Origin of the sequence: Chryseobacterium sp., assembly GCF_041914225.1 — a bacterium.
In the GTDB taxonomy this organism is placed as follows: Bacteria; Bacteroidota; Bacteroidia; order Flavobacteriales; family Weeksellaceae; genus Chryseobacterium.
The window spans coordinates 25,585-45,312 of the sequence record NZ_JAYSDT010000012.1; the positions used below are offsets into that span (position 1 = coordinate 25,585).

A 19,728-nucleotide genomic window follows, 5' to 3' on the forward strand; every position below is an offset into this window, starting at 1 on the left:
ATTAAATTACATGCAGAATCTTAACTTTTATTATTCATACAACGAACTTCAGGTGCAGGATGATTTATGTATAATGATTGATTCTTTGTGCTGTATTTTTGAATTTTTCCGATGATTTTTTCTTTTTATTGATTTGATATTATTTGGAAATCTTTATTGGAAATTTTTCATAAAAATTATTTTTATATTAATAAAAAACTTATATTTGAAACATTAAAAAATCTATTTGGAGAAATGAAGCAATTTTACAATTCAAAAAGTTTACTTAGACTTTCTTTTTTATTCGTTTTATTATTTTCTGTAATCACCGTTGTCAGTTCTTGTAAAAAAGATGATGATGATGAGTTTACAGATCATGTAGTTCAGTTTGAAGTGAAAACAACTGCCGGAGGAGAAATTATAAGCGTTGTAACCCAGGTAGGTACAACTCAGAATACAATTTACAATACTCCGCAGACACCTGTAAATTCACCCTGGACAAGTGGAGAATTCTTTGTGAACTCCAGCCAGGCACAGCTGAATCTTGATGCCAATGCTTCAATGCCGGATGATAATTCTGAATTAACAATCACCCTGTATATTGATGGAGAAGTGGCAAGAACAGTGAAGAAGAAAGGTAAAGGTGTATTGGTTGCTTCAATTGATTACAGCTTCCTGGAACCGTAAATTACTTTAACATTATATAAAAAGACCGCTTTAAAGCGGTCTTTTTCATTCTTCAATCATCCGTTGCTGTATGGCCCGGCTGATTAATTCTGTTGAGTTCTTGGCATGGAATTTCTGCAGAAGGTTCTTACGGTGGGTATCTACGGTAAGAGGACTTAAAAACAGTTCTTCAGCAATCATATTACTGGTTTTTCCCTGTGCCACCATCTGTAGAATTTGTTTTTCCCTTTTAGTCAGCCTGGGAACAGGCAGATCATTTTGGGAAAGACGGCTGATGATCTGTTTGGTTTCATTACAGAAAACAATGTCGCCCGAAAGTGCTCCTCTGATGCATATCACAAGCTCATCAATAGAAGTATTTTTAAGAAGATAACCACTTGCTCCGTTTTGTATAGACTGCATAATAATACTCCTTTCTGAGCGGTTACTGAACATAATGAAGTATTGGGAGATATTTTTTTTATTTCTCTGCAGAGTTCCGTGCCATTGCCGTCGGGTAGAGTAATATCCAGGAGAATAATATCCACCGTTTGTGACCGGATAAAGTCAAGTGTTTCTCCACCGGTTGTAAAGCTTCCTGCTACATTAAAGAAAGGCTGGCTTTTGAGCATCATTCTGAGTCCTTCAATGACGATAGGGTGATCATCTACGATGATGATATTTATTTTTTCATTCTCCATTGATGTTGAGTTCTATATTAATTGTTGTTCCCTGATCATCGGAATTGATTTCCATTTTTCCTTTAAGGTAATTAACTCTGTTTTTCAGGTTGCGGAGACCCATACTTTGGGTAGTGTTTTCTATATTCCTATCAAATCCTTTCCCGTTATCTTCAATGGTAATCAGGAATTTTTCGCCGGATTGTGAGCATTGCAGTAAAATACTGCTGGCTTCGGCATGCTTTACGGCATTGGCTAATAATTCCTGTACAATCCGGTAAATATTAAGCTGGATGTTTAAAGGTAATGTTTTATTAATGTCAATAGCCTGGAAATCAATTTCAAGATTTTTTCTGCTGTAGAACTCGCAAAGGTCATGGATTGCCGTTTCCAAACCAAAATTAAGCAATGATTCAGGCATTAAATTTCTTGCTACATGTCTGAGTTCACTGACAGAGTTATCCAGCTGCCCCAGAATCTTATAAAACTCCTGATCCTTTTCGGGATGCAGGTGATTGGAGGACCAGGTAGAAAAATTGATCTTTACACCGGCCAGCATGCCGCCCAGGCCGTCGTGAAGGTCCCTTGCAATACGTTCTCTTTCCCTTTCCTCACCATCAAGAATTGCTTTGGTAAGCGAGAGCTCTTCTTTTTGTTTAATATCTTCTATTTTCTGCTGAAGGTTGATTTCTTTTTGTTCAGACAGATTTTTGTTTTTTCTGTAAATGATGAACAGGAAGATCAGAAGACTTAAAAACAGCAGCAGAACAAGACTCAGTAGCCACAGATAAGAATTTTTCTGATTCACTTCCATTTGCTTTTGATTCTTTTCCGCATTCAGGAAAGCTATTTTTTTCTCCTTTTCAGAGGTATTGAACCTCGTTTCAAGTTTATTGATCTCCAGCTTTACATTTTCAGCATTCAGGCTGTCATTTAATTTTGAATATTTTTTCTCCCATGATAAAGCCTCGTCAAGATTTCCCATAATTTCATTGATGCTTGAAAGATGGCTGTAAATGGTTTTCCGGTTGTTAAGATCCCGTGCAAGCGTTTTTTCTTCCAGAATTTCTTCTAAAAGGTTTTTGGCTTCGGCATATCTTTTCAGCTTTTTGAAAATGTCATATTTATGAAAATAAAACATCTGCATCTGCAGTTTCTGATGAAATTTTTTAGCATAAAATAATCCTTTTTCAATAGTCTGCAGGGCTTCTTCATGTTGTTGAACACCAATGAAATATAATACTCTGTTATAATAATAGAAAGTATTTGACGAAGAATCGGGATAAGAACGAACCATATTTCCTGCCTTGTCCAGAAACTGTTTTCCCATGCTGCATTTTGCCTGGTAACAATAGTTACTGCTTGTATTAAGATAGGCATAGAATAGCTCAGTAGAGTTAGGCTCTTTCCTTTCAAGAATCTGAAGCGCTTTTTCATTGTACCTTCCTGCTTTTTCAAACTCAGCATTATACGTAAACATCAGAGCAAGCTGGGCATAAAGAAATCCTAATATTTTGCCTTCACCATACTTTTCAGCAGTGGGAATACTCTTTTCAATCATAGAAAAGGATATCCTTCTTTATTTTTCTGTAAAATGCCATAATTATACCAGCACAGAGCCGTGTACATAGCTGGTTTCTGACCTTTAAGTTTTGATAATGCCGTAATAGCTTTCTGAAATAATGCCGATGCCTTTTCATTGTTCAGATCCTGTTCGTACACTCCTTCGTAATAATAATAAATAGCTTCGGTGAAGGAATCTTTTCCCCTAAGTTTTTTACCGTTTTCCAGGTACTTTTTGCTTACGGTGGTATCTGTGCTTTTATAATAGCTGGATAATAAAAAATAAGCATTGGCTTTAGAGGTGTTATCAGATGTGTTGTTCACAGAAGTCTTCAGGCTGTCAATATATTTCTTTTCATTGAGCGGAAACAATCCCTGAGCCTGTAATGTAAAGTGGATTAAAAGATAGAGAAGACAGAATAATCTCTTCATTGTTTTAATTTTCAGTGTTTGGTAGGATAGTTTTTTATTAAATGTGAAGATAATTAAAAATTCAAGAAAGAGAAATACCTAAAAACAAGTAGAAAAAAATACATTTTTTTAAGGGTTGTATCCTGTTATGCTGACCAATAGTTTTGCAGGCAGACAATAACAAAAAAATAAACTATTAAGAATGAAAAAGAGAATCGTTATACTGGGAATGATCTTCCTTTTCGGAAGTATGCATGCACAGAGAATACAGAAAGGAGAGGCACAGATCAATGTGGATTTAGGAGTAGCAAATGGATGGGGGCTGCCTGTTTCTGTGGGGGTAGATTACGCTATACACAATGATATAACAGTAGGAATTGAAGGGAGTTATGCTACTGAAAATTATTCAGGAGATGTTAAGGGAAGTTGGTTTGGCGTAGGAGCCAATGGCAACTATCATTTTAATACCTTACTTAAAATTCCGAACAAATGGGATGTATATGCAGGAGCTACCCTGGCCTACAATTCATTTTCCTATAAATATAACGGATCAGATTTCGATTATTTTGATGGCAAATCTTCAGGAGTAGGTTTTGCAGGGCAAATCGGAGGGCGGTATTTCTTTACTCAAAACCTTGCAGTACACGTAGAATTGGGTGGAGGAACAGTAGCTTCTGGAGGAAAGGCAGGACTTACCTATAAATTTTAATAAACCGGACAATACAATTATTTTCAATATCAATCAGTTTTTTCATAGCTCTTATACGATGTCAGCAATGACAGTAAGTTTTAAAAAATGGTAGCTTTCTCAACTGAGCCGTGAAGTTCTTTCACGGCTTTTTGTATAAGCTATTAAACAAAAAAAGACTGTGTAAAACAGTCTTTTTATTATAATGAAATCTTTATTTATTGAGCTTTTACAATAAAGTAACTTTTCTTACCTTTTTGTAATAATAGGAATTTACCGTCGATAAGGTCAGTTTCATTAGCTGTAAAAGTATCATTTACTTTTTGTTTGTTTACAGAGATGGCGTTTCCTTTAATCTCTCTTTGAGCTTCACTCTTAGATTTTAAGAATCCTGACTTTTCAGAAAGAAGATCAACAATACTCACTCCCAGCACATCTGATTTTGCAATTTCTTTTTGAGGAACCCCGTCAAAAACTTCAAGGAATGTTTCCTCATCAAGGCTTACCAGATCTTCAGCCGTAGAACGTCCGAAAAGAATTTCAGAAGCTTTCAATGCTTTTTCATATTCCTCTCTTCCATGTACCCAAACCGTTACTTCTTCCGCAAGTTTTTTCTGTAGCTTTCTTTCGTGTGGAGCTGTTTTGTGCTCTTCAATTAAAGCTTCAATTTCTTCTTTTCCTAAGAAAGTATAGAACTTGATGAATCTTTCAGCATCTTCATCAGTAGCGTTCAGCCAGAACTGATAGAATTTATAAGGAGATGTTTTCTTTTTATCCAGCCAGTAGTTTTCTCCGCTTTCAGACTTTCCGAATTTGGAACCATCAGCTTTTGTGATCAAAGGAACCGTTAATGCAAATGCTTCACCCTGCGCTTTTCTACGGATCAGTTCTGTTCCTGTTGTGATATTTCCCCACTGGTCAGAACCTCCCATCTGCAGCTTTACATTATTGTTCTGGTACAGGTGAAGGAAATCATATCCCTGGATGAGCTGGTAGGTGAACTCTGTAAAACTCATTCCGTCTGCACCACCTTCTCCTGAGAATCTTTTCTTTACAGAATCTTTAGCCATCATATAATTGACGGTGATATTCTTACCAATATTTTTAGCAAAATCAAGGAAAGAAATATTTTTCATCCAGTCGTAATTGTTAACCAGCTCTGCTTTGTTTGGTTCGTTTCCTTCAAAATTTAAAAATTTTGAAAGCTGGTTTTTTAAACAGTCAACATAATGTAAAAGGGTTTCCTCATCCAGAAGATTTCTCTCTGCTGATTTTCCTGATGGATCCCCAATCATTCCTGTAGCACCTCCTACCAAAGCAATAGGCTTATGGCCGTGCTGCTGGAAGTGAGCCAGGATTTTTATCTGGATAAGACTTCCGATATGTAAAGAATCGGCGGTAGGATCAAAACCAATATATGCAGTAGTTACCTCTTTATTCAGTTGTTCATCGGTTCCTGGCATCATATCGGCAAACAGACCACGCCATTTCAGTTCTTCTATAAAGGAATTCATTGATTTTTAACTTTAAAATTTTAAGATGCAAAGATAGTAAATTCAGAAGTATTAAGGGTAAAAAAGAGAAACTGCAAAACAGTAAAAGGGCGAAAAGGCAAAAGGGAGGAACGGTAAAATTGTGAAGCGATTTTTTGTAGCTATATTGGAGCAATGCTGATATTGTACAAATAAACGATTAATCTGCCACTTTGTTATTTTGCTGTTTTGCTGTTTTGCCTTTTTACCCTTCCCATCCTTTGTTTTTCATTCCAAATAATCTATATTTGTTAGTAATGAACGACGAACAGCTATTCCTGCTCATCCAGAAGGCCAAAGATAAAGACCAGAAGGCCCAGACGAAACTCATTAATATTTTTTGGGTGGACGTTTTCTCATTTGTCATGAAGAAAGTGAGAGATGAAAATGATGCTGATGAGATTACCGTTAATGTTTTCTCAAAAGTGCTTTCAAAACTGGATATGTTTGATCCTCATTTTCAGTTTAAAACCTGGGTGCTGACCATTGCTCAGAATACCGTAATTGATTTCTGGAGAAAAAAGAACCGTGATACCGAAGATGCCGTGGAAAATCTTGATGAGGTCAAAAACCAATATGCAAAATCTCCGGAAGAACTTCTGATCTCTGAAGAAGAACAGAAGAAAATCATCAAAACCATAGAGTCCCTGGATGCCAACTATCAGGATATTATTAAACTGAGATTCTTTGAAGAGAAAAGTATCAAAGAAATTGCTGAAGAACTGGGGATTTCGGTAGCCAATACCAAAGTACGGGTAATGCGCGCTAAAAAAGTCTTAGCCGAATTGTTGAAGAATAATGAGTTTGATGATAATTAAATATCAGAAAGTCAATCCTATTCAATAGGAACGGGCTTTAGCCCGTTCACTAAAATATAAATTTAAAAGAGGCTTTAGCTAAAACTTATTACTTAGAAATACACTTCTTCTTTTGTTTTCGGAAGAACTATCTTTTGCTGTTTTTCCTGGTTTATATTCTGCAGATTGATCTTTATTCTTTTTTAATATAGGTAGAATAATGTTCTCAAGAATATTTTAGAGCCATAAATATACAAATGAATTCGGATGATCAGTTTCATCAATATTTCCGGTTGATGGTTTCCATTAAAAAATCCTTAACTTTGAACTTCAATTTTAGAAATGGAAAATTCAGTTCAAGACACTACCGTTCAAAAACCAAAATGGATCCGCGTAAAACTTCCTACCGGAAAGAATTACAGAGAGCTGAGAACTTTGGTTGATAAATATAAATTAAATACCATTTGCCAAAGCGGAAGCTGCCCGAACATGGGAGAATGCTGGGGTGAAGGTACGGCTACTTTCATGATTTTAGGAAATATCTGTACCAGAAGCTGTGGTTTCTGTGGTGTAAAAACAGGAAAACCGCTCGATGTTAACTGGGATGAACCTGAAAAAGTAGCAAGATCCATCAAATTGATGAAGATCAAACATGCTGTTCTTACCTCTGTAGACCGTGATGACCTGAAAGATATGGGGTCTATTCTTTGGGGAGAAACAGTAAATGCTGTCAGAAGAATTTCTCCGGGAACCACAATGGAAACCCTGATTCCGGATTTCCAGGGAATTACAAAACACCTTGACAGGCTGGTAGAAGTGGCTCCTGAAGTGATCTCCCACAACATGGAAACAGTAAAACGTCTTACCAGAGAAGTGAGAATCCAGGCAAAATATGAAAGAAGCCTTGAAGTATTAAGATATCTGAAAGAAGCCGGACAAAGAAGAACCAAAACAGGAGTAATGCTAGGATTGGGCGAAACCAAAGATGAGGTTTTTCAGACGATCGAAGATATCAGAAATGCCAATGTAGATGTAATTACACTTGGTCAATATTTGCAACCGACTAAAAAACATCTTCCTGTAAAAAAATTCATTACTCCGGAAGAGTTTGATGAGTTTGGGGATTTTGCAAGAAGCTTAGGGTTCAGACACGTTGAAAGCTCTCCTCTTGTAAGAAGTTCTTACCACGCAGAAAAACATATTCATTAAAATATAAACCGTTCAGCAATGAGCGGTTTTTTGTTTTTTAGGTAGCAGGGATTAGGTAGTAGATGGTGGAGCAGAGGTTATAAGTTATAGGGATTAGGAATTAGGGAATTAGGATCGGCAATCTTTATAATAACGGCATCCATTATTCCCCTCCTTTGGAGGGGTGGCAAAAATTCAAAGAATTTTTGACGGGGTGGTTAAATGCATCAGTAGAAGCGGACTTTAGTCCGCTCTAAACTATTACATCATCAATCGGCTTTGCCAAACCTACTTATTACAAACCGTTTCCCTTGTAATAGAAGCAATTTTTCCATTGACTTCAATAGGTCTGAAATGCTTTTTCTTAAACTCAGAAGGAGTTTCTCCCGTATGCTGTTTGAATAATTTATTAAAATAAGAAAGACTCTCAAAACCTACCTGAAAACAGACTTCTGTTACAGACTGATCCTTCAGAAGAAATATTTTAGCCTGATTGATCCTGTAATTGTTAACAAAATCTGTAAATGTCATGTTGGTCTGCTTTTTAAAATAACGGCAGAAAGCCGGAGTGCTCAGGCTCACAATTTCTGCAATTTCATTCACATTAGGTTTCCTGTCGTAATTTTCGTGAATATAATCGTAGATGGTCCCCATTCTGATTTTATCGTTCAGAAACCATTTGATTCTGGTATCTTCTTTATTAAGTTCTTTGACTTCCGTTGAATCTGCAAGAATCTGTAAAATTTCAATTAATCCCATCAAAGACTCAAAAGAGTTTTTATCTTTGATGATCTGCAGCTTTTCAATAACTGTATTTTTGGTTTCTCCGGAGAATGACAGTCCGAGATAGGAACGTTCTAAAAGCACTTTGATATTTTCAAATTCAGGAACAGGAAGAATGATATCCTGAAGAAAGCTTTCCCGCATCTGTACTACCAGCTGTTTGCATTCGGTCTGAATACCGTAATCAAAATTAAGATGGGGAACATTGGAGCCTATCAGCAGAAGATCACTGTCTGTAAAACCTGAAATATTTTTCCCGACATGCCGGATGCCATTCACTGCTTCTACATATACCAGCTCAATTTCCGGATGATAATGCCAGAAAAAACAGTTTTTCAGGGAAGGTGCAAATAATTTGAATGATTTCCCTTTTTCAAATTCAATAATTTCTTTCTGGATTTTCATCTTGTTCTGCTTTGATTGTTTCTGAATTTAAAATTAAATAAAAAGGTTAATATGGAGCAAATTTTTATCATTTAAAGAGAAGTGAATTTCAAAATTTCTTTCGAATTTTGCACTTTCAAAACAGAAATGAACAAGTGATTAAGAAAAATTAATTCAGAAAAGATTTAGATACAATGAAGATTGATAAAAGAATAATACCACTGGCTATCGGTGGTTTGGGAATAGGAACTACGGAATTTACCGTAATGGGACTGTTGCCGGATATAGCAAAAACATTGCAGATTACAATACCGCAGGCCGGTCATTTAATTTCTGCTTATGCCATGGGTGTGGTTATCGGAGCTCCAATTCTGATTGGATATTCTGTAAAATTTCCACCTAAAAAAGTACTGATGGCCTTTATGATCCTTTTTACACTGTTTAACGCTCTTTCTGCAATTGCTCCGGGATATAACAGTATGTTAATTATCCGTTTTATGTCCGGACTGCCTCACGGGGCGTTCTTCGGAGTAGGAACGGTGGTCGCTTCAAGAATGGCCGGAAAAGGAAAAGAAGCATTTTATATATCCATGATGTTTACCGGGCTTACCGTTGCCAATCTCGCAATGGTTCCTCTAGTTACTTATATTGGACATACCTTCCATTGGAGACTGTACTTTGCGATCGTAGCAGTGATTGGACTTTTTGCCATTCTATTTTTAAAACTGTGGCTTCCGAATCTGGAATCCAACCAGAATACTCATTTCATGGAAGAACTGAAGTTCCTTAAAAATAAACAGTCATGGCTGGTGCTTACTATTACAGCAATCGGATTTGGAGGACTTTTTACATGGTTAAGCTATATTACCCCTTTGATGACCATTGTTGCCGGAATCAAAAGCAGTCAGATGGCTTATGTAATGGTTCTTGCCGGAGCCGGTATGGTGGTAGGAAATCTTGTGGGAGGAGTTGTTTCAGATAAACTAGGTCCTGAAAAGACCTGTGTACTCCTGATCTTCCTGATGATGATTTCCCTTGGAGGAGTTTTCTTCCTTGCAGAGTATAAAAATATTGCTTTGGTACTGACATTTATGTGTGGTGCTTTATCAATGTCAATTGCATCACCCATCAATATTATGATGATGAAAGCAGCCCCGAAAAGTGAAATGATGGCCGCTGCTTTTATGCAGGCCGGTTTTAATATTGCGAATGCAATGGGTGCTTTCCTGGGAGGAATCCCTTTAGAATATGGGTATTCATTCAATTATCCTTCACTGGTAGGAGTGGGGATGACCTTTATTGGATTGGTTGTAAGTATAAGATATATGTACCTGTACGGATCTCAGACTCAAAATGAAGAGGAAACTGCTGCTGAATGTGTTTCCTGTGATCAATAAGCGTACGGTTATCATAACTGAACATAAAAAAAGAACCTGTTTCAGAGAGAAACAGGTTCTTTTTTATAAAAATAAGCTTATGCCTCTACTTCATCTCCGTTTTTGCACCAATAGAGGGCATTGTATAAATTTTCTTTGGGGAAAGACTTAAACTCTCCCGGCATCAGAACGCTGAAGATACTGGTAAAATTACGTATTCCTTCTTTATCAGTAACAATGGCCGAACGATTCCAGTTGGTAAGATTTTTCAGTCCCAGCAGCAAATCTTCAAGCCACGCACCCATGGTAAAATTATCCAGATCGGTATCCAAATACAATAAATAATTCAGCTCACCGAACTGCTCTACCTTCTCTTTTACACGCGGAATTACCAGTTTTTCAAAATCCTCTTTTGTTACTTCTCCCGTTGCATTGAATGCCGCAACATTCTCCGGGGCTTCTGGAATAATTGTTATCATAATCAATATTTTATGGTGGTTCAGTTTAAAAGAATAACAATAATTACACCATAATTTAGTAGAAAATTGTTAAAAAAGGTATAAATGTTGTTAGTTTCAATGTAAAATATTAATATGGATCTCAAATCAAATGAACCTTTCTGGCTTTTAAAAAACGGACTGTTAGCATCTTATCCTTCATTAAAATCAAATGAATCATGTGATGTTCTTATTGTAGGAGGCGGTATTACAGGAAGCCTGATCGCTCATCAGATGATACAAGACGGATATGATACCATTCTTATTGATAAACGGGAAATATGTAATGGAAGCACTTCTGCCACCACTTCAATGTTGCAGTACGAAATAGATGTTCCGCTCTATGAACTGATAGAACAGATTGGTGAAAAAGGTGCTGTTTTAAGCTATAAAGCCTGTAGTGACGCTATTGAAATAATAGAAAAGCTGGCAAAACTCATACGGTCTGATGCAGGTTTCAAACGCAAGAAGTCATTATATTATGCTTCGAAAAAGAAAGACGTAGCATGGCTGAAAAAAGAATTTGAGGCGAGAAAAAATGCAGGATTTGAAGTGAAATGGCTCTCGGACGATCAGATTCTGGAGCAATTCGGATTTGAAAATACATATGGTGGAATATTATCTGAACAGGGAGCAAGTATTGATGCTTTTCAGTTTGCACATGAGCTTTTTCAGCATAATGTAAAGAAAGGATTGAAAATATTTGATAAGACCGAAATGGTAGAAGTAGAGGAACGTAAAGGGTTTAATCTTGTTACGGTAGACAGCGGATATCAGATCAAAGCTAAAAAGATTATTTACTGTATAGGCTACGAAAGTAAAAGCCTGCTGAAGGAAAACTTTGTTACCCTGAAAAGTACTTATGCAGTCGTTTCGGAAATTGATAAAAGTAAGTTTAAAAATATCAGCAGTACACTGGTCTGGAATACCGATTCTCCTTATCTTTATATGCGTACGACTGATGACGGAAGGCTTCTGATGGGAGGCGAAGATGAAGACTTTTATAATGCAGAAAAGCGTGATGCTATTTTAGATGAAAAGGAAAAAAAGATCATCAAAATCTTAAAGAAAATAGAGCCGGATTACCACTTTTATCCTGATTTTGTATGGGCAGGGACTTTTGGAGAAACAAAAGACGGATTACCTTACATCAGTGAGCATAAAAAATTTAAAAATTCTTATTTTGTGCTGGGCTTCGGAGGAAACGGAATTACTTTTTCCGTAACGGGAATGGAAATGGCTTCTTTATTTATGAAGAATAAAAAGCACCCGTTATCAAGGTATTTTAAGTTTGGAAGATGATCTTTTTACCACAAAAGTCACAAAGTTTTTAAGCACATTAATAAGCTTTAGAGGATATCCTTGCGCTTAATAAGTTCACATAAGTTTTTAAAATCTTTGATTTTTTATAACTGCAAATATTAACTGTAATCATCTGTGAAAATCTGTGAAATCTGTGGGAAAAACTAACTACAAAAGTCACAAAAGATTTTGAATCTTTTACATATTTTAAGCTTCAGAGTTGTGAGTGTCTGATATAAAAAGGTTATTTAGATTCCTACGGAATGACATACTGTCTGGATAAATCATTATTTCAATGGTGTTATTCCGTAGGAATCTAAACTAAATTATTTTCTGTTATAAAAGAGTTTTTTTATCACAAAAATATTGAATAACATACAAGCGGGTCTCAACCCGCTTTAACTACAAACTATACCCATTCTTTTTTGCCAGTTCAAGAATAGAACTTTCAATAGCTTTTCCCAAATCGTCAGAATCATCTGTTCCTCTTTTTTTCATTTCAGAATCTATATAAGTTTGGCGTTTTTTGGAAATTTCCTCTATTTCTTTCTGTATTTTTTCCCGGGCCGCAGATTTCACCTCAATCGTTTTTTGAATTTCTTCTTTGCTTTTTCCTTTCAATTCTGCAGGGAGTTCACTTTCTTTTACAGTAGCAATAAACCCCGCATCTTTTTCAGCCTTATCTACCAGATCCCAGTGATCATTTTTGTAAGCATTCTTTTTAGATTTGGCAACAGCTCTTTCCACCAGGTTGGAAGCAGATTGCATTTCTGCGTTTTTATCCTGTGTAATCTGCTTAAGCCTGTATTCTGAACCATGATTTCCGTAATAGATATAAGTATCATTCAGTTTGGCATTGCATTCGGAGATTCTGATATCGTAAGGAGTTTCAATATAGAGTACCTTTCTGTCACTGTCGATATTGAAGTATTTTCCACCTCCCAATGATGCTCCGTTTTGCCAGAACGTCTGGATTCCTTCTTCTCGGCTCCCGCAGAAGATAGTATTGGTATAAATATTTTTATTTTTGGCTTTTGAAACAACCTCCTTATAATTTATTTTTCCCTGATCAAATGCTTCATTCCCTGCAATATAAATCAGCTTCATACTTTTATCATTGCTGTCCCAGTTCAGATTGACAGAAGCATCACGGATCACGGCACCGCAATATTCACTGCCGCCATTGGTTCTTAACGCAAACAGCTTTTCAGAAACAAGATCAAGATCCTGGGTAAGAGGGGTGACCTGACGGATATAATTTTCATCACGGATTCCGTCGTTGCCATATTCGTAAAGGGCAATTTCAATCTCGGGGGCCTTACCATTATATTTAAGGGTTGTCAGCGTATTCACAATATTCCATAGTCTGGATTTTGCCTGATCAATCAATCCGTCCATGCTATTGGAGGTGTCCAGTAAAAGGGCAACCTGAATTTTATTGTCTTTTACAGTTGAGGTTACCGGAATGAGTGATGTTTTTTGTACCGGTAAATAATTGTCAGCATTACTATTTACAGAACGGTTTTCCGGAATGTTTCCAGAGCTTAATAAAGCTGTACCTGCTGCAAGTGCTAAGATTTTTAACGTTGTCATATTGTTGTTTTTTTATTGGTTATTTGTTGTAATCGGAAATCTTAAATCCTTATAATTGTAAATTCCTGAAGTAAAATTATCCCTATTTGAAGCTTGAAATCAGGAAACTTGGTGAAGCTGCCGTTTGACTTGGTGAGCTGGGAAGAAGAAATGAAATAAAAAACAGCTCCCAAAGGAGCTGTCTTTTAAATCTGTTATTTTAAAGGATTTCGTATTTTGTTTTAATGCTGTATTTCAGCTTGATGTTTTCAATATTATCAAAAGAGAAATCTACCGGAGCATCTGCCATTTCCAGCTGGATATTGCTTGCTTTTCCTCTGTAAGCTACGGGCATAATCGTATCGCTGGTGTAATCTTCTATCTCTACAATTTCAAGGGCATTTCCTGTCTTTTTACCCATACTTTCCAATAAATAATCTGCTTTCTCTTTGGCTGCTTTCAAAGCGTTGATCTTTACTGTTTTTCTGAAATCTGCAATTTTGGTATTCTTCACCTCAGAGATATTCAGGCTGCTTACCCATTTCTGATTCAGGTCTTCAAAGATTTTGCTGAGACTTGATTTTGTGCTGGCTTTAAACTGATAGTTTTTAGAAAACTTGGCTGCTTTAGAATAGATATTCTGATACATTGATTTGAACTTGATATCTTCGTTCTTTACACCTGCGTTTTTCAGGATATCAAATAACTTCTTCTCATTATCTGCCAGATCGTTTTTGTTATCCGCTTTTATTCCGATGCTGAAGATGATTTCATCCGGTTCTACTTCCATTTCGGCGACACCTGTTACTTCAATTGCATTTTTCTTTACTTCCTGAGCATTTACAAAGCTTCCAAGGATTAAAATTCCGATTAATAAAAAATGTTTCAATTTCATAATTTCCTGTTTTTAAATTTTTAATTCTGATGTAAAATTACATGGATCAGAAGCGGAAAAAAGGAAGACTTGGTGAAATGGAACTTTCACTTGGTGAATAGTTTTTGAGCAGACTATATATATGTATATCTTTGTTTTATGAAAATGCTTACACTCTTTATGATCTTTTTACCGGTGCTTTGGGGAAATATCATATATTCCCAGACCACTACCAACAGTACTACTGCTGTGGAAGAAGTGCAGGTGGAAACAAAGAGGCTGAAAAAAGCAATGGATACTAAAAATGAACCTGTACAGGCAGATTCTTATTATAATATTGGTGAAACATTTTTTAACAGCGGAAATTTTCCGAAAAGTGAAGAATATTATACCAAAGCTAAAAAGCTGTATGAAAAACTCAATGACAAACCAAATATTGAGAAAGCAGCCCGAAGATTAGCCCAGTCACAGGAGAAACAGAATAAAATAACACCAGCCATAAGCAATTACAGCACCGCTGCACAGGCAAGCTACAGCGAAAAAAGTAAGGCTGTAAATTCTAATGACGTGGCAAGGCTTTCTTCTCCTACACCCGAACTGAAAGCAGAAGCCATTCAGAATAATATTAACCTGAGCAAAAAAGAAAGTGAGCAGGGAGATCTTGCGGAAAGCTACAGCCAGCTGGCCGATGTTAATCTGAAGCAGAAAGATGTTTCCAGTGCTGAAGAAAACCTTAACACAGCCTATAAAATTTCGAAGCGGGAAGCTCCTCAGCAGGCGTTGGCTATCAACCAGAAATTAGCCGACCTCTATGTAGAAAACAAAAACTTTGAAAAAGCTATTGAAGCCAAAAAGAAAGTGCTGAAAGAAGACTTCGTAAAAGAAAACTCGCAGGAAAAAGTCAATCAGATTCAGGAACTGGCAGATATTTATATTAAGAAAAACGATCCGAAGGAAGCGGTAGACCTTTTGAAAAACGCTTACGGAATTGCCCTATACAAAGGTCATACACTGGAAGCACAAAGAAGTGTAAAAAAGCTGGACAGCCTGTATGCAATTTCAGGTAATATTGATGCATCAGTGCAGCTTTACAGAGACTTTTTGGGAAAACTTCCGAATCTTGTTTCCAAAGACAGAAGCCTTGTTGATAATAAAATTCTGGAAGATACAGAACAGCGCATCTCACAGCTGGAAAAAGAAAAAGAACTTAAAGATGAGCTCATCAGAAAAAAAAATGTCTTTAATTACAGTCTCATAGGAGCATTGGTTTTGCTCACCGGACTCATTATTTTCATTTTCAGAACGCTTAAGAAAGTTCAGACAAAAAATAAGAAGATTGCTCTTCAGTCGCTGCGAAGAGAGATGAATCCGCATTTTATTTTTAACAGTTTAAATAGTGTCAACCATTTTATAGCCACCAATAATGAACTGGAGGCCAATCAGTATCTGACAAAATTCTCCAAGCTGATGCGGGGCGTGATGGAGAATTCTACAGAAGATTTCATTCCTTTCCAGCAGGAACTTGACCTTCTCCAGAATTACCTTGCTTTAGAAAAAACGCGTTTTGCAGATAAATTTGATTACGAAATTAATGTGGATGAAAGTCTGAATATGCAGAGCCTTCTGGTTCCGGGAATGCTTATACAGCCTTTTCTTGAGAACGCTGTCTGGCATGGACTCCGCTACAGAACGGATAAGGGATTTTTAAAATTAAGCTTTGAGAAAAGTGAATCGCATCTTAAAATCCTTATTGAAGACAATGGAATAGGAATAGAGGAAAGTAAAAAACAGAAAACCCATCATCAGAAAACAAGAGAGGGCAGAGGAATGAAAAATACACTGGAAAGAATTCATCTGCTGAATGATTTATATAAAAAAAATATTACCTGCACTGTACAGGATAAGGAAAATAACAGGGGTGTTGTGGTGACCATTCAAATCAATCTGACCTAGCCGGAATTCAGGTTGAACCGCTGTTTCTGAACCAGGTAAATAAGAAGGCCTATAACGCTGTAAGTCTTTTGGAGATTGTAGAGTTGGCTAAATATTCCTAATTTGCACCTGTAACCTATTAACTGCCACCTAATATCTGACCTCAATGAAAATAAAAGCCGTAATTGTAGACGATGAAATCATAGCAAGAGAAGTTTTACGAACCTATCTTACCAAATACTGTCCGCAGGTGGAAATCCTTGGCGAAGCTGAAAATATTAAAGAAGCAGTTCCGTTAATCACCGAAAGACAACCCCAACTGGTGTTTCTGGATGTAGAAATACCTTTTGGAAACGCTTTTGATGTGCTGGAGGCCACTAAAGAATTACCTTACGAAACCATTTTCATCACAGCTTTTTCACAATACTCATTACAGGCTTTAAACAAATCGGCAAGTTATTATATTTTAAAACCTATTGATATTCAGGAACTGATCCTGGCAGTTAATAAAGTGGCGGAAAGCCTTGAGAAAAAAGAAGAACTTAACCGGAATAAGATTCTTCTTGAAAATCTGAAGCTTAAACCTGAAAAACAGCAGCTGATTCTTCCTACTTTACAAGGATTTGATGTGGTAAAAACGGAAGATATTGTAAGGCTTCAGGCAGATGGAAACTTTACCCAGGTATACCTTACTGATGGGTCGAAGAAAATGGTGTGCCGGTTTTTGAAACATTTTGATGATCTTCTGGAAAATCCTTTTGTCAGGGTTCACCGTTCTCATATCATCAATACAACATTTGTAAAATCATATCATAAAAGCGGAACAGTAATGCTGTCTGACGATACTGAAATAGAAGTTTCAGGAAGCTTTAAAGACAATTTCCTGAAAGTCTTTTCATAGAATTTATGGGTCCTTAACAGACCAAAGGCATTATTTTTGACGTTCAATAATAACCATCAAAATATTCCTGTCATGAAAACCGTTCATAAAATTATCCTTCCCGTTTCGTTGGGAGCCCTCGGGCTTATTATTTTCAATGCATGTTCTGTAAGAATTCCCAGGGGAGCATCTGCTGTAAAGAATTTTGATCTTAAAAAATATCTGGGCAGATGGTATGAAATAGCCCGTTTTGATTACAGATTCGAGAAAAATATGGATAATGTGACCGCTGAATATACTGAGAATCCGGATGGGACTGTTCAGGTCAGAAACAAAGGTTATGATTATGTTAAAAAAATATGGAACGAATCTATCGGAGAAGCAAAATTTGTAAAAGATCCGAAAGAAGCCCGTCTCAAAGTTTCATTTTTTAAACCTATCTGGGCAGGTTACAATGTCATAGATATTGATGAAGACTATCAATATGCCCTCGTTGCCGGAAGCAGTTTAAAATATCTCTGGATTCTTTCCCGTACTACCAGTATTCCTGAAAGCATCCGTCAGCGTTTCATTCAGAAAGCAAAAAAAATCGGTTATAATACCGATGAACTGATCTGGGTGAGACATAATCAATAGAGAGAAGTAAGCAAAATTGAGGAAGGGCAAAACCGTAAAAAGGCAGATAAGTATTTTGTTTTACGATTTTACCCTTTTGCCTTTTAGCTGTTAATATATTCTTTCCATTCTTCAAAACGGTGATCTATAACCTGCTTCATCAGATCATAATTTTCATAGGTATCCTCAATGTGATAGAACGTTTCATATTCATAGTCGTTTTCCTCTGCTTTGGCATCAAAAATATTCACATAATCATCAGCAAATGAACTGTATCTGTTTCCAAAAACGGTATCATCTGCATAATAATCCTTTGCAAAAAGATTTCCGAGTTCATTCAGATCATATTCAGAAAACTTGCCATCACAGTACTCCATGACAAACTCAGCTCCGGTTATTTCTCTTCGTTTTACTTTTTCTATTCCCTCCGCCGCATCTTCTTTCAGTTCATCAGAAATGAGGTTATTGTGAATACACCAGTTCAGGAACATTCCTGTGTGTGTTGCTCCGTTTTTCTGAGGAAGTCCTTCCGGAAAATCACCGCCATAATGCCATGAAGCATCATCATATTTAGACATAATTCTTATTGTAGTTTTAGATAAATTCCGTCAAAAATAGAAAAAATCAATTTATATTGCCGAGGCCGGAGATTTTTCCGTCATTTGCATAGAATTTTTTCAACAAAAAGCATATGGAAAAAGCTGTTCTGATTACTATCGGTGATGAAATCCTTTCCGGAAACACGGTAGATACCAATTCTAATTTTATTGCCTCGGAACTTAAAAATATAGGAATAAAAGTTATCCAGATTCTTACCATCTCAGACGAAATTGAAACCATTAAAAATGCATTGGGAGCAGCCTTTGAAACCGGCGATTTAGTCATTACAACAGGGGGACTTGGGCCAACCCGTGATGATAAAACCAAAAAAGCACTGGCTGAATATTTCAATGATGAAATTGCTCTGGATGAGGTAACCTTCAATCATTTGAAAGGCTATATGGAAAGGAGAGGACGGGCAGATATTCTTGAAAGAAACCGTGAACAGGCTTTCGTTCCTACCCAATCTATCGTTTTTCAGAATCATTACGGGACGGCTCCATGTATGATGATGGAACAGGACGGAAAATTGTGCTACAGCCTTCCGGGAGTCCCCTATGAAGTGAAACCGCTGGTAAAAGATCAGATTATTCCTTATTTACAGCAGAGATTCAGGCTTCATTATATTCATACCAGAATTGTTTCTGTGGTTGGAATTCCTGAGAGCATTCTTGCAGATATCATTGAGGACTGGGAACTGGCGCTCCCTGAAAATATTGCATTGTCTTATCTTCCTGTAGGTTCCCGTGTAAAGCTTCGTCTGACAGCCTCCGGTGAGAATGAAGAATTGCTGAAACAACAGACAGAAGAGGAAATTCAGAAACTGCTTCCTTTGGTAGAAGGGCACGTCATTGCAGTATCTGAGGATAAGATTGAAAAAATTCTGGCAGAAATGCTTACTGAAAGAAATCTGACAATTTCCACTGCAGAAAGCTGTACAGGAGGAGAGCTTGCAAAAATGATCACCTCAGTTTCCGGCAGTTCAAAATATTTCCTTGGGGGAATGGTTGCATATGCAACAGAAAAAAAGATTAAAATTTTAAATGTTTCTGAAAAAACCGTCGAACAGTTTACCGTGGTGAGCGAACAGGTCGCACAGGAAATGGCAAAAGGCTGTCAGGAATTGTTTGAAACTCATATTTCCCTTTCTACCACAGGTGTTGCGGGCCCGGGGAAAGGAGAAGATGGTAAAGATGTTGGAACGGTTTACTATACGATCAGAATTCATGATCAGGAAGTAACCTCAAAATTATACATGCCTCATCTGGAAAGATTAGACTTTATGAATTTTGTTTCTCAAAAAGTAATTCAGGATCTTGTAAGCCTTCTTATAAACAGTTAGATAGAAGATTGTTTTTTAATTTTTTTTTAATTAATTTTTATACAGTTTTTCACACTTTTTGAAAGCC

General features: G+C 36.7%; 20 protein-coding genes. 10 read left to right on the plus strand and 10 right to left on the minus strand.

The genetic code is table 11. From position 1 onward, the window contains the following. The first annotated feature begins 234 nt into the window (after nucleotides 1–234). Nucleotides 235–666 carry a hypothetical protein gene (locus ACE3RB_RS07635; protein ID WP_374463682.1) on the plus strand — a complete coding sequence of 144 codons (432 nt, stop codon included), beginning with the start codon at nucleotides 235–237 and terminating at the stop codon, nucleotides 664–666. Nucleotides 667–711: 45 nt separating this feature from the next. Here ACE3RB_RS07635 and ACE3RB_RS07640 read toward each other — a convergent pair whose 3' ends face one another. Genes ACE3RB_RS07640 through ACE3RB_RS07655 form a run of 4 tightly spaced genes read right to left on the minus strand, consistent with a single transcriptional unit; the run spans nucleotide 712 to nucleotide 3,320 of the window. Next, a complete protein-coding gene (locus ACE3RB_RS07640; RefSeq protein WP_374463683.1) occupies nucleotides 712–1,068 on the minus strand; it encodes a DNA-binding response regulator in 357 nt (118 codons plus the stop codon). Continuing rightward, nucleotides 1,002–1,346, minus strand: coding sequence for a response regulator transcription factor (locus ACE3RB_RS07645; protein ID WP_374463684.1), 345 nt, complete (start codon nucleotides 1,344–1,346; stop codon nucleotides 1,002–1,004). The genes ACE3RB_RS07640 and ACE3RB_RS07645 overlap by 67 nt, the downstream gene beginning before the upstream one ends. After that, complete coding sequence (locus tag ACE3RB_RS07650; RefSeq protein WP_374463685.1) at nucleotides 1,336–2,886, minus strand: ATP-binding protein; 1,551 nt, start codon at nucleotides 2,884–2,886, stop codon at nucleotides 1,336–1,338. The genes ACE3RB_RS07645 and ACE3RB_RS07650 overlap by 11 nt, the downstream gene beginning before the upstream one ends. Continuing rightward, on the minus strand, nucleotides 2,883–3,320 hold the full coding sequence (locus ACE3RB_RS07655; protein ID WP_374463686.1) for a hypothetical protein: 438 nt from the start codon (nucleotides 3,318–3,320) through the stop codon (nucleotides 2,883–2,885). The genes ACE3RB_RS07650 and ACE3RB_RS07655 overlap by 4 nt, the downstream gene beginning before the upstream one ends. Before the next feature lie 181 nt (nucleotides 3,321–3,501). Between ACE3RB_RS07655 and ACE3RB_RS07660 the strand changes: the two genes are divergently transcribed. Next, nucleotides 3,502–4,008: an outer membrane protein gene (locus ACE3RB_RS07660; RefSeq protein WP_374463687.1), complete on the plus strand. Its 507-nt coding sequence runs from the start codon at nucleotides 3,502–3,504 to the stop codon at nucleotides 4,006–4,008. Between the two features lie 197 nt (nucleotides 4,009–4,205). Here ACE3RB_RS07660 and tyrS read toward each other — a convergent pair whose 3' ends face one another. Continuing rightward, complete coding sequence (gene tyrS / locus ACE3RB_RS07665) at nucleotides 4,206–5,501, minus strand: tyrosine--tRNA ligase (protein ID WP_374463688.1); 1,296 nt, start codon at nucleotides 5,499–5,501, stop codon at nucleotides 4,206–4,208. Nucleotides 5,502–5,776: 275 nt separating this feature from the next. On the opposite strand from tyrS, the gene ACE3RB_RS07670 reads away from it, so the two are divergent. Together ACE3RB_RS07670 and lipA are read left to right on the plus strand one after the other, a co-directional pair. After that, nucleotides 5,777–6,337 (plus strand): RNA polymerase sigma factor, encoded by a 561-nt coding sequence (locus ACE3RB_RS07670; protein WP_374463689.1) that lies wholly within the window; start codon nucleotides 5,777–5,779, stop codon nucleotides 6,335–6,337. Nucleotides 6,338–6,658: 321 nt separating this feature from the next. Next, a complete protein-coding gene (gene lipA, locus ACE3RB_RS07675; RefSeq protein ID WP_002981042.1) occupies nucleotides 6,659–7,525 on the plus strand; it encodes a lipoyl synthase in 867 nt (288 codons plus the stop codon). Nucleotides 7,526–7,792: 267 nt separating this feature from the next. On the opposite strand, the gene ACE3RB_RS07680 is transcribed toward lipA, so the two are convergent. Then, nucleotides 7,793–8,692, minus strand: coding sequence for an AraC family transcriptional regulator (locus tag ACE3RB_RS07680; protein WP_374463690.1), 900 nt, complete (start codon nucleotides 8,690–8,692; stop codon nucleotides 7,793–7,795). A gap of 173 nt (nucleotides 8,693–8,865) precedes the next feature. Here ACE3RB_RS07680 and ACE3RB_RS07685 point away from each other — a divergent pair, with 173 nt between their 5' ends. Further along, nucleotides 8,866–10,068 carry an MFS transporter gene (locus ACE3RB_RS07685; RefSeq protein WP_374463691.1) on the plus strand — a complete coding sequence of 401 codons (1,203 nt, stop codon included), beginning with the start codon at nucleotides 8,866–8,868 and terminating at the stop codon, nucleotides 10,066–10,068. 77 nt (nucleotides 10,069–10,145) lie between these two features. Here ACE3RB_RS07685 and ACE3RB_RS07690 read toward each other — a convergent pair whose 3' ends face one another. Further along, the gene (locus tag ACE3RB_RS07690) at nucleotides 10,146–10,526 is read right to left on the minus strand and encodes an STAS/SEC14 domain-containing protein (protein ID WP_002981039.1); all 381 of its coding nucleotides are present in this window, start codon (nucleotides 10,524–10,526) and stop codon (nucleotides 10,146–10,148) included. 114 nt (nucleotides 10,527–10,640) lie between these two features. Between ACE3RB_RS07690 and ACE3RB_RS07695 the strand changes: the two genes are divergently transcribed. Continuing rightward, nucleotides 10,641–11,846 (plus strand): NAD(P)/FAD-dependent oxidoreductase, encoded by a 1,206-nt coding sequence (locus tag ACE3RB_RS07695; RefSeq protein ID WP_374463692.1) that lies wholly within the window; start codon nucleotides 10,641–10,643, stop codon nucleotides 11,844–11,846. Between the two features lie 402 nt (nucleotides 11,847–12,248). Here the strand turns inward: ACE3RB_RS07695 and ACE3RB_RS07700 are convergent, their stop codons facing one another. Together ACE3RB_RS07700 and ACE3RB_RS07705 are read right to left on the minus strand one after the other, a co-directional pair. Beyond that, the gene (locus ACE3RB_RS07700) at nucleotides 12,249–13,439 is read right to left on the minus strand and encodes a VWA domain-containing protein (protein ID WP_374463693.1); all 1,191 of its coding nucleotides are present in this window, start codon (nucleotides 13,437–13,439) and stop codon (nucleotides 12,249–12,251) included. A 199-nt stretch (nucleotides 13,440–13,638) separates the two neighbouring features. After that, the gene (locus ACE3RB_RS07705) at nucleotides 13,639–14,313 is read right to left on the minus strand and encodes an SIMPL domain-containing protein (RefSeq protein ID WP_374463694.1); all 675 of its coding nucleotides are present in this window, start codon (nucleotides 14,311–14,313) and stop codon (nucleotides 13,639–13,641) included. A 144-nt stretch (nucleotides 14,314–14,457) separates the two neighbouring features. On the opposite strand from ACE3RB_RS07705, the gene ACE3RB_RS07710 reads away from it, so the two are divergent. The 3 genes from ACE3RB_RS07710 (at nucleotide 14,458) to ACE3RB_RS07720 (ending at nucleotide 17,740) form a co-directional block, all read left to right on the plus strand. Then, the gene (locus ACE3RB_RS07710) at nucleotides 14,458–16,245 is read left to right on the plus strand and encodes a histidine kinase (protein ID WP_374463695.1); all 1,788 of its coding nucleotides are present in this window, start codon (nucleotides 14,458–14,460) and stop codon (nucleotides 16,243–16,245) included. 145 nt (nucleotides 16,246–16,390) lie between these two features. After that, nucleotides 16,391–17,125, plus strand: coding sequence for a LytR/AlgR family response regulator transcription factor (locus ACE3RB_RS07715; protein WP_374463696.1), 735 nt, complete (start codon nucleotides 16,391–16,393; stop codon nucleotides 17,123–17,125). A 72-nt stretch (nucleotides 17,126–17,197) separates the two neighbouring features. Beyond that, nucleotides 17,198–17,740: a lipocalin family protein gene (locus ACE3RB_RS07720; protein ID WP_374463697.1), complete on the plus strand. Its 543-nt coding sequence runs from the start codon at nucleotides 17,198–17,200 to the stop codon at nucleotides 17,738–17,740. Between the two features lie 83 nt (nucleotides 17,741–17,823). On the opposite strand, the gene ACE3RB_RS07725 is transcribed toward ACE3RB_RS07720, so the two are convergent. Next, nucleotides 17,824–18,297: a hypothetical protein gene (locus ACE3RB_RS07725; protein WP_374463698.1), complete on the minus strand. Its 474-nt coding sequence runs from the start codon at nucleotides 18,295–18,297 to the stop codon at nucleotides 17,824–17,826. Nucleotides 18,298–18,410: 113 nt separating this feature from the next. Here ACE3RB_RS07725 and ACE3RB_RS07730 point away from each other — a divergent pair, with 113 nt between their 5' ends. Continuing rightward, on the plus strand, nucleotides 18,411–19,661 hold the full coding sequence (locus ACE3RB_RS07730; protein ID WP_374463699.1) for a CinA family nicotinamide mononucleotide deamidase-related protein: 1,251 nt from the start codon (nucleotides 18,411–18,413) through the stop codon (nucleotides 19,659–19,661). The last annotated feature ends 67 nt before the right edge of the window (nucleotides 19,662–19,728 follow it).

What these genes read in the sequence shown, in the direction of transcription:
- ACE3RB_RS07685 (WP_374463691.1), top strand. Translation starts at nt 8,866, where the DNA reads ATGAAGATTGATAAAAGAATAATACCACTGGCTATCGGTGGTTTGGGA.
- ACE3RB_RS07655 (WP_374463686.1), bottom strand. Translation starts at nt 3,320, where the DNA reads ATGAAGAGATTATTCTGTCTTCTCTATCTTTTAATCCACTTTACATTA.
- ACE3RB_RS07705 (WP_374463694.1), bottom strand. Translation starts at nt 14,313, where the DNA reads ATGAAATTGAAACATTTTTTATTAATCGGAATTTTAATCCTTGGAAGC.
- ACE3RB_RS07660 (WP_374463687.1), top strand. Translation starts at nt 3,502, where the DNA reads ATGAAAAAGAGAATCGTTATACTGGGAATGATCTTCCTTTTCGGAAGT.
- ACE3RB_RS07715 (WP_374463696.1), top strand. Translation starts at nt 16,391, where the DNA reads ATGAAAATAAAAGCCGTAATTGTAGACGATGAAATCATAGCAAGAGAA.
- ACE3RB_RS07640 (WP_374463683.1), bottom strand. Translation starts at nt 1,068, where the DNA reads ATGCAGTCTATACAAAACGGAGCAAGTGGTTATCTTCTTAAAAATACT.
- ACE3RB_RS07720 (WP_374463697.1), top strand. Translation starts at nt 17,198, where the DNA reads ATGAAAACCGTTCATAAAATTATCCTTCCCGTTTCGTTGGGAGCCCTC.
- ACE3RB_RS07695 (WP_374463692.1), top strand. Translation starts at nt 10,641, where the DNA reads ATGGATCTCAAATCAAATGAACCTTTCTGGCTTTTAAAAAACGGACTG.
- ACE3RB_RS07710 (WP_374463695.1), top strand. Translation starts at nt 14,458, where the DNA reads ATGCTTACACTCTTTATGATCTTTTTACCGGTGCTTTGGGGAAATATC.
- ACE3RB_RS07650 (WP_374463685.1), bottom strand. Translation starts at nt 2,886, where the DNA reads ATGATTGAAAAGAGTATTCCCACTGCTGAAAAGTATGGTGAAGGCAAA.
- ACE3RB_RS07700 (WP_374463693.1), bottom strand. Translation starts at nt 13,439, where the DNA reads ATGACAACGTTAAAAATCTTAGCACTTGCAGCAGGTACAGCTTTATTA.
- lipA (WP_002981042.1), top strand. Translation starts at nt 6,659, where the DNA reads ATGGAAAATTCAGTTCAAGACACTACCGTTCAAAAACCAAAATGGATC.
- ACE3RB_RS07635 (WP_374463682.1), top strand. Translation starts at nt 235, where the DNA reads ATGAAGCAATTTTACAATTCAAAAAGTTTACTTAGACTTTCTTTTTTA.
- ACE3RB_RS07680 (WP_374463690.1), bottom strand. Translation starts at nt 8,692, where the DNA reads ATGAAAATCCAGAAAGAAATTATTGAATTTGAAAAAGGGAAATCATTC.
- ACE3RB_RS07670 (WP_374463689.1), top strand. Translation starts at nt 5,777, where the DNA reads ATGAACGACGAACAGCTATTCCTGCTCATCCAGAAGGCCAAAGATAAA.
- ACE3RB_RS07645 (WP_374463684.1), bottom strand. Translation starts at nt 1,346, where the DNA reads ATGGAGAATGAAAAAATAAATATCATCATCGTAGATGATCACCCTATC.
- ACE3RB_RS07730 (WP_374463699.1), top strand. Translation starts at nt 18,411, where the DNA reads ATGGAAAAAGCTGTTCTGATTACTATCGGTGATGAAATCCTTTCCGGA.
- tyrS (WP_374463688.1), bottom strand. Translation starts at nt 5,501, where the DNA reads ATGAATTCCTTTATAGAAGAACTGAAATGGCGTGGTCTGTTTGCCGAT.
- ACE3RB_RS07725 (WP_374463698.1), bottom strand. Translation starts at nt 18,297, where the DNA reads ATGTCTAAATATGATGATGCTTCATGGCATTATGGCGGTGATTTTCCG.
- ACE3RB_RS07690 (WP_002981039.1), bottom strand. Translation starts at nt 10,526, where the DNA reads ATGATAACAATTATTCCAGAAGCCCCGGAGAATGTTGCGGCATTCAAT.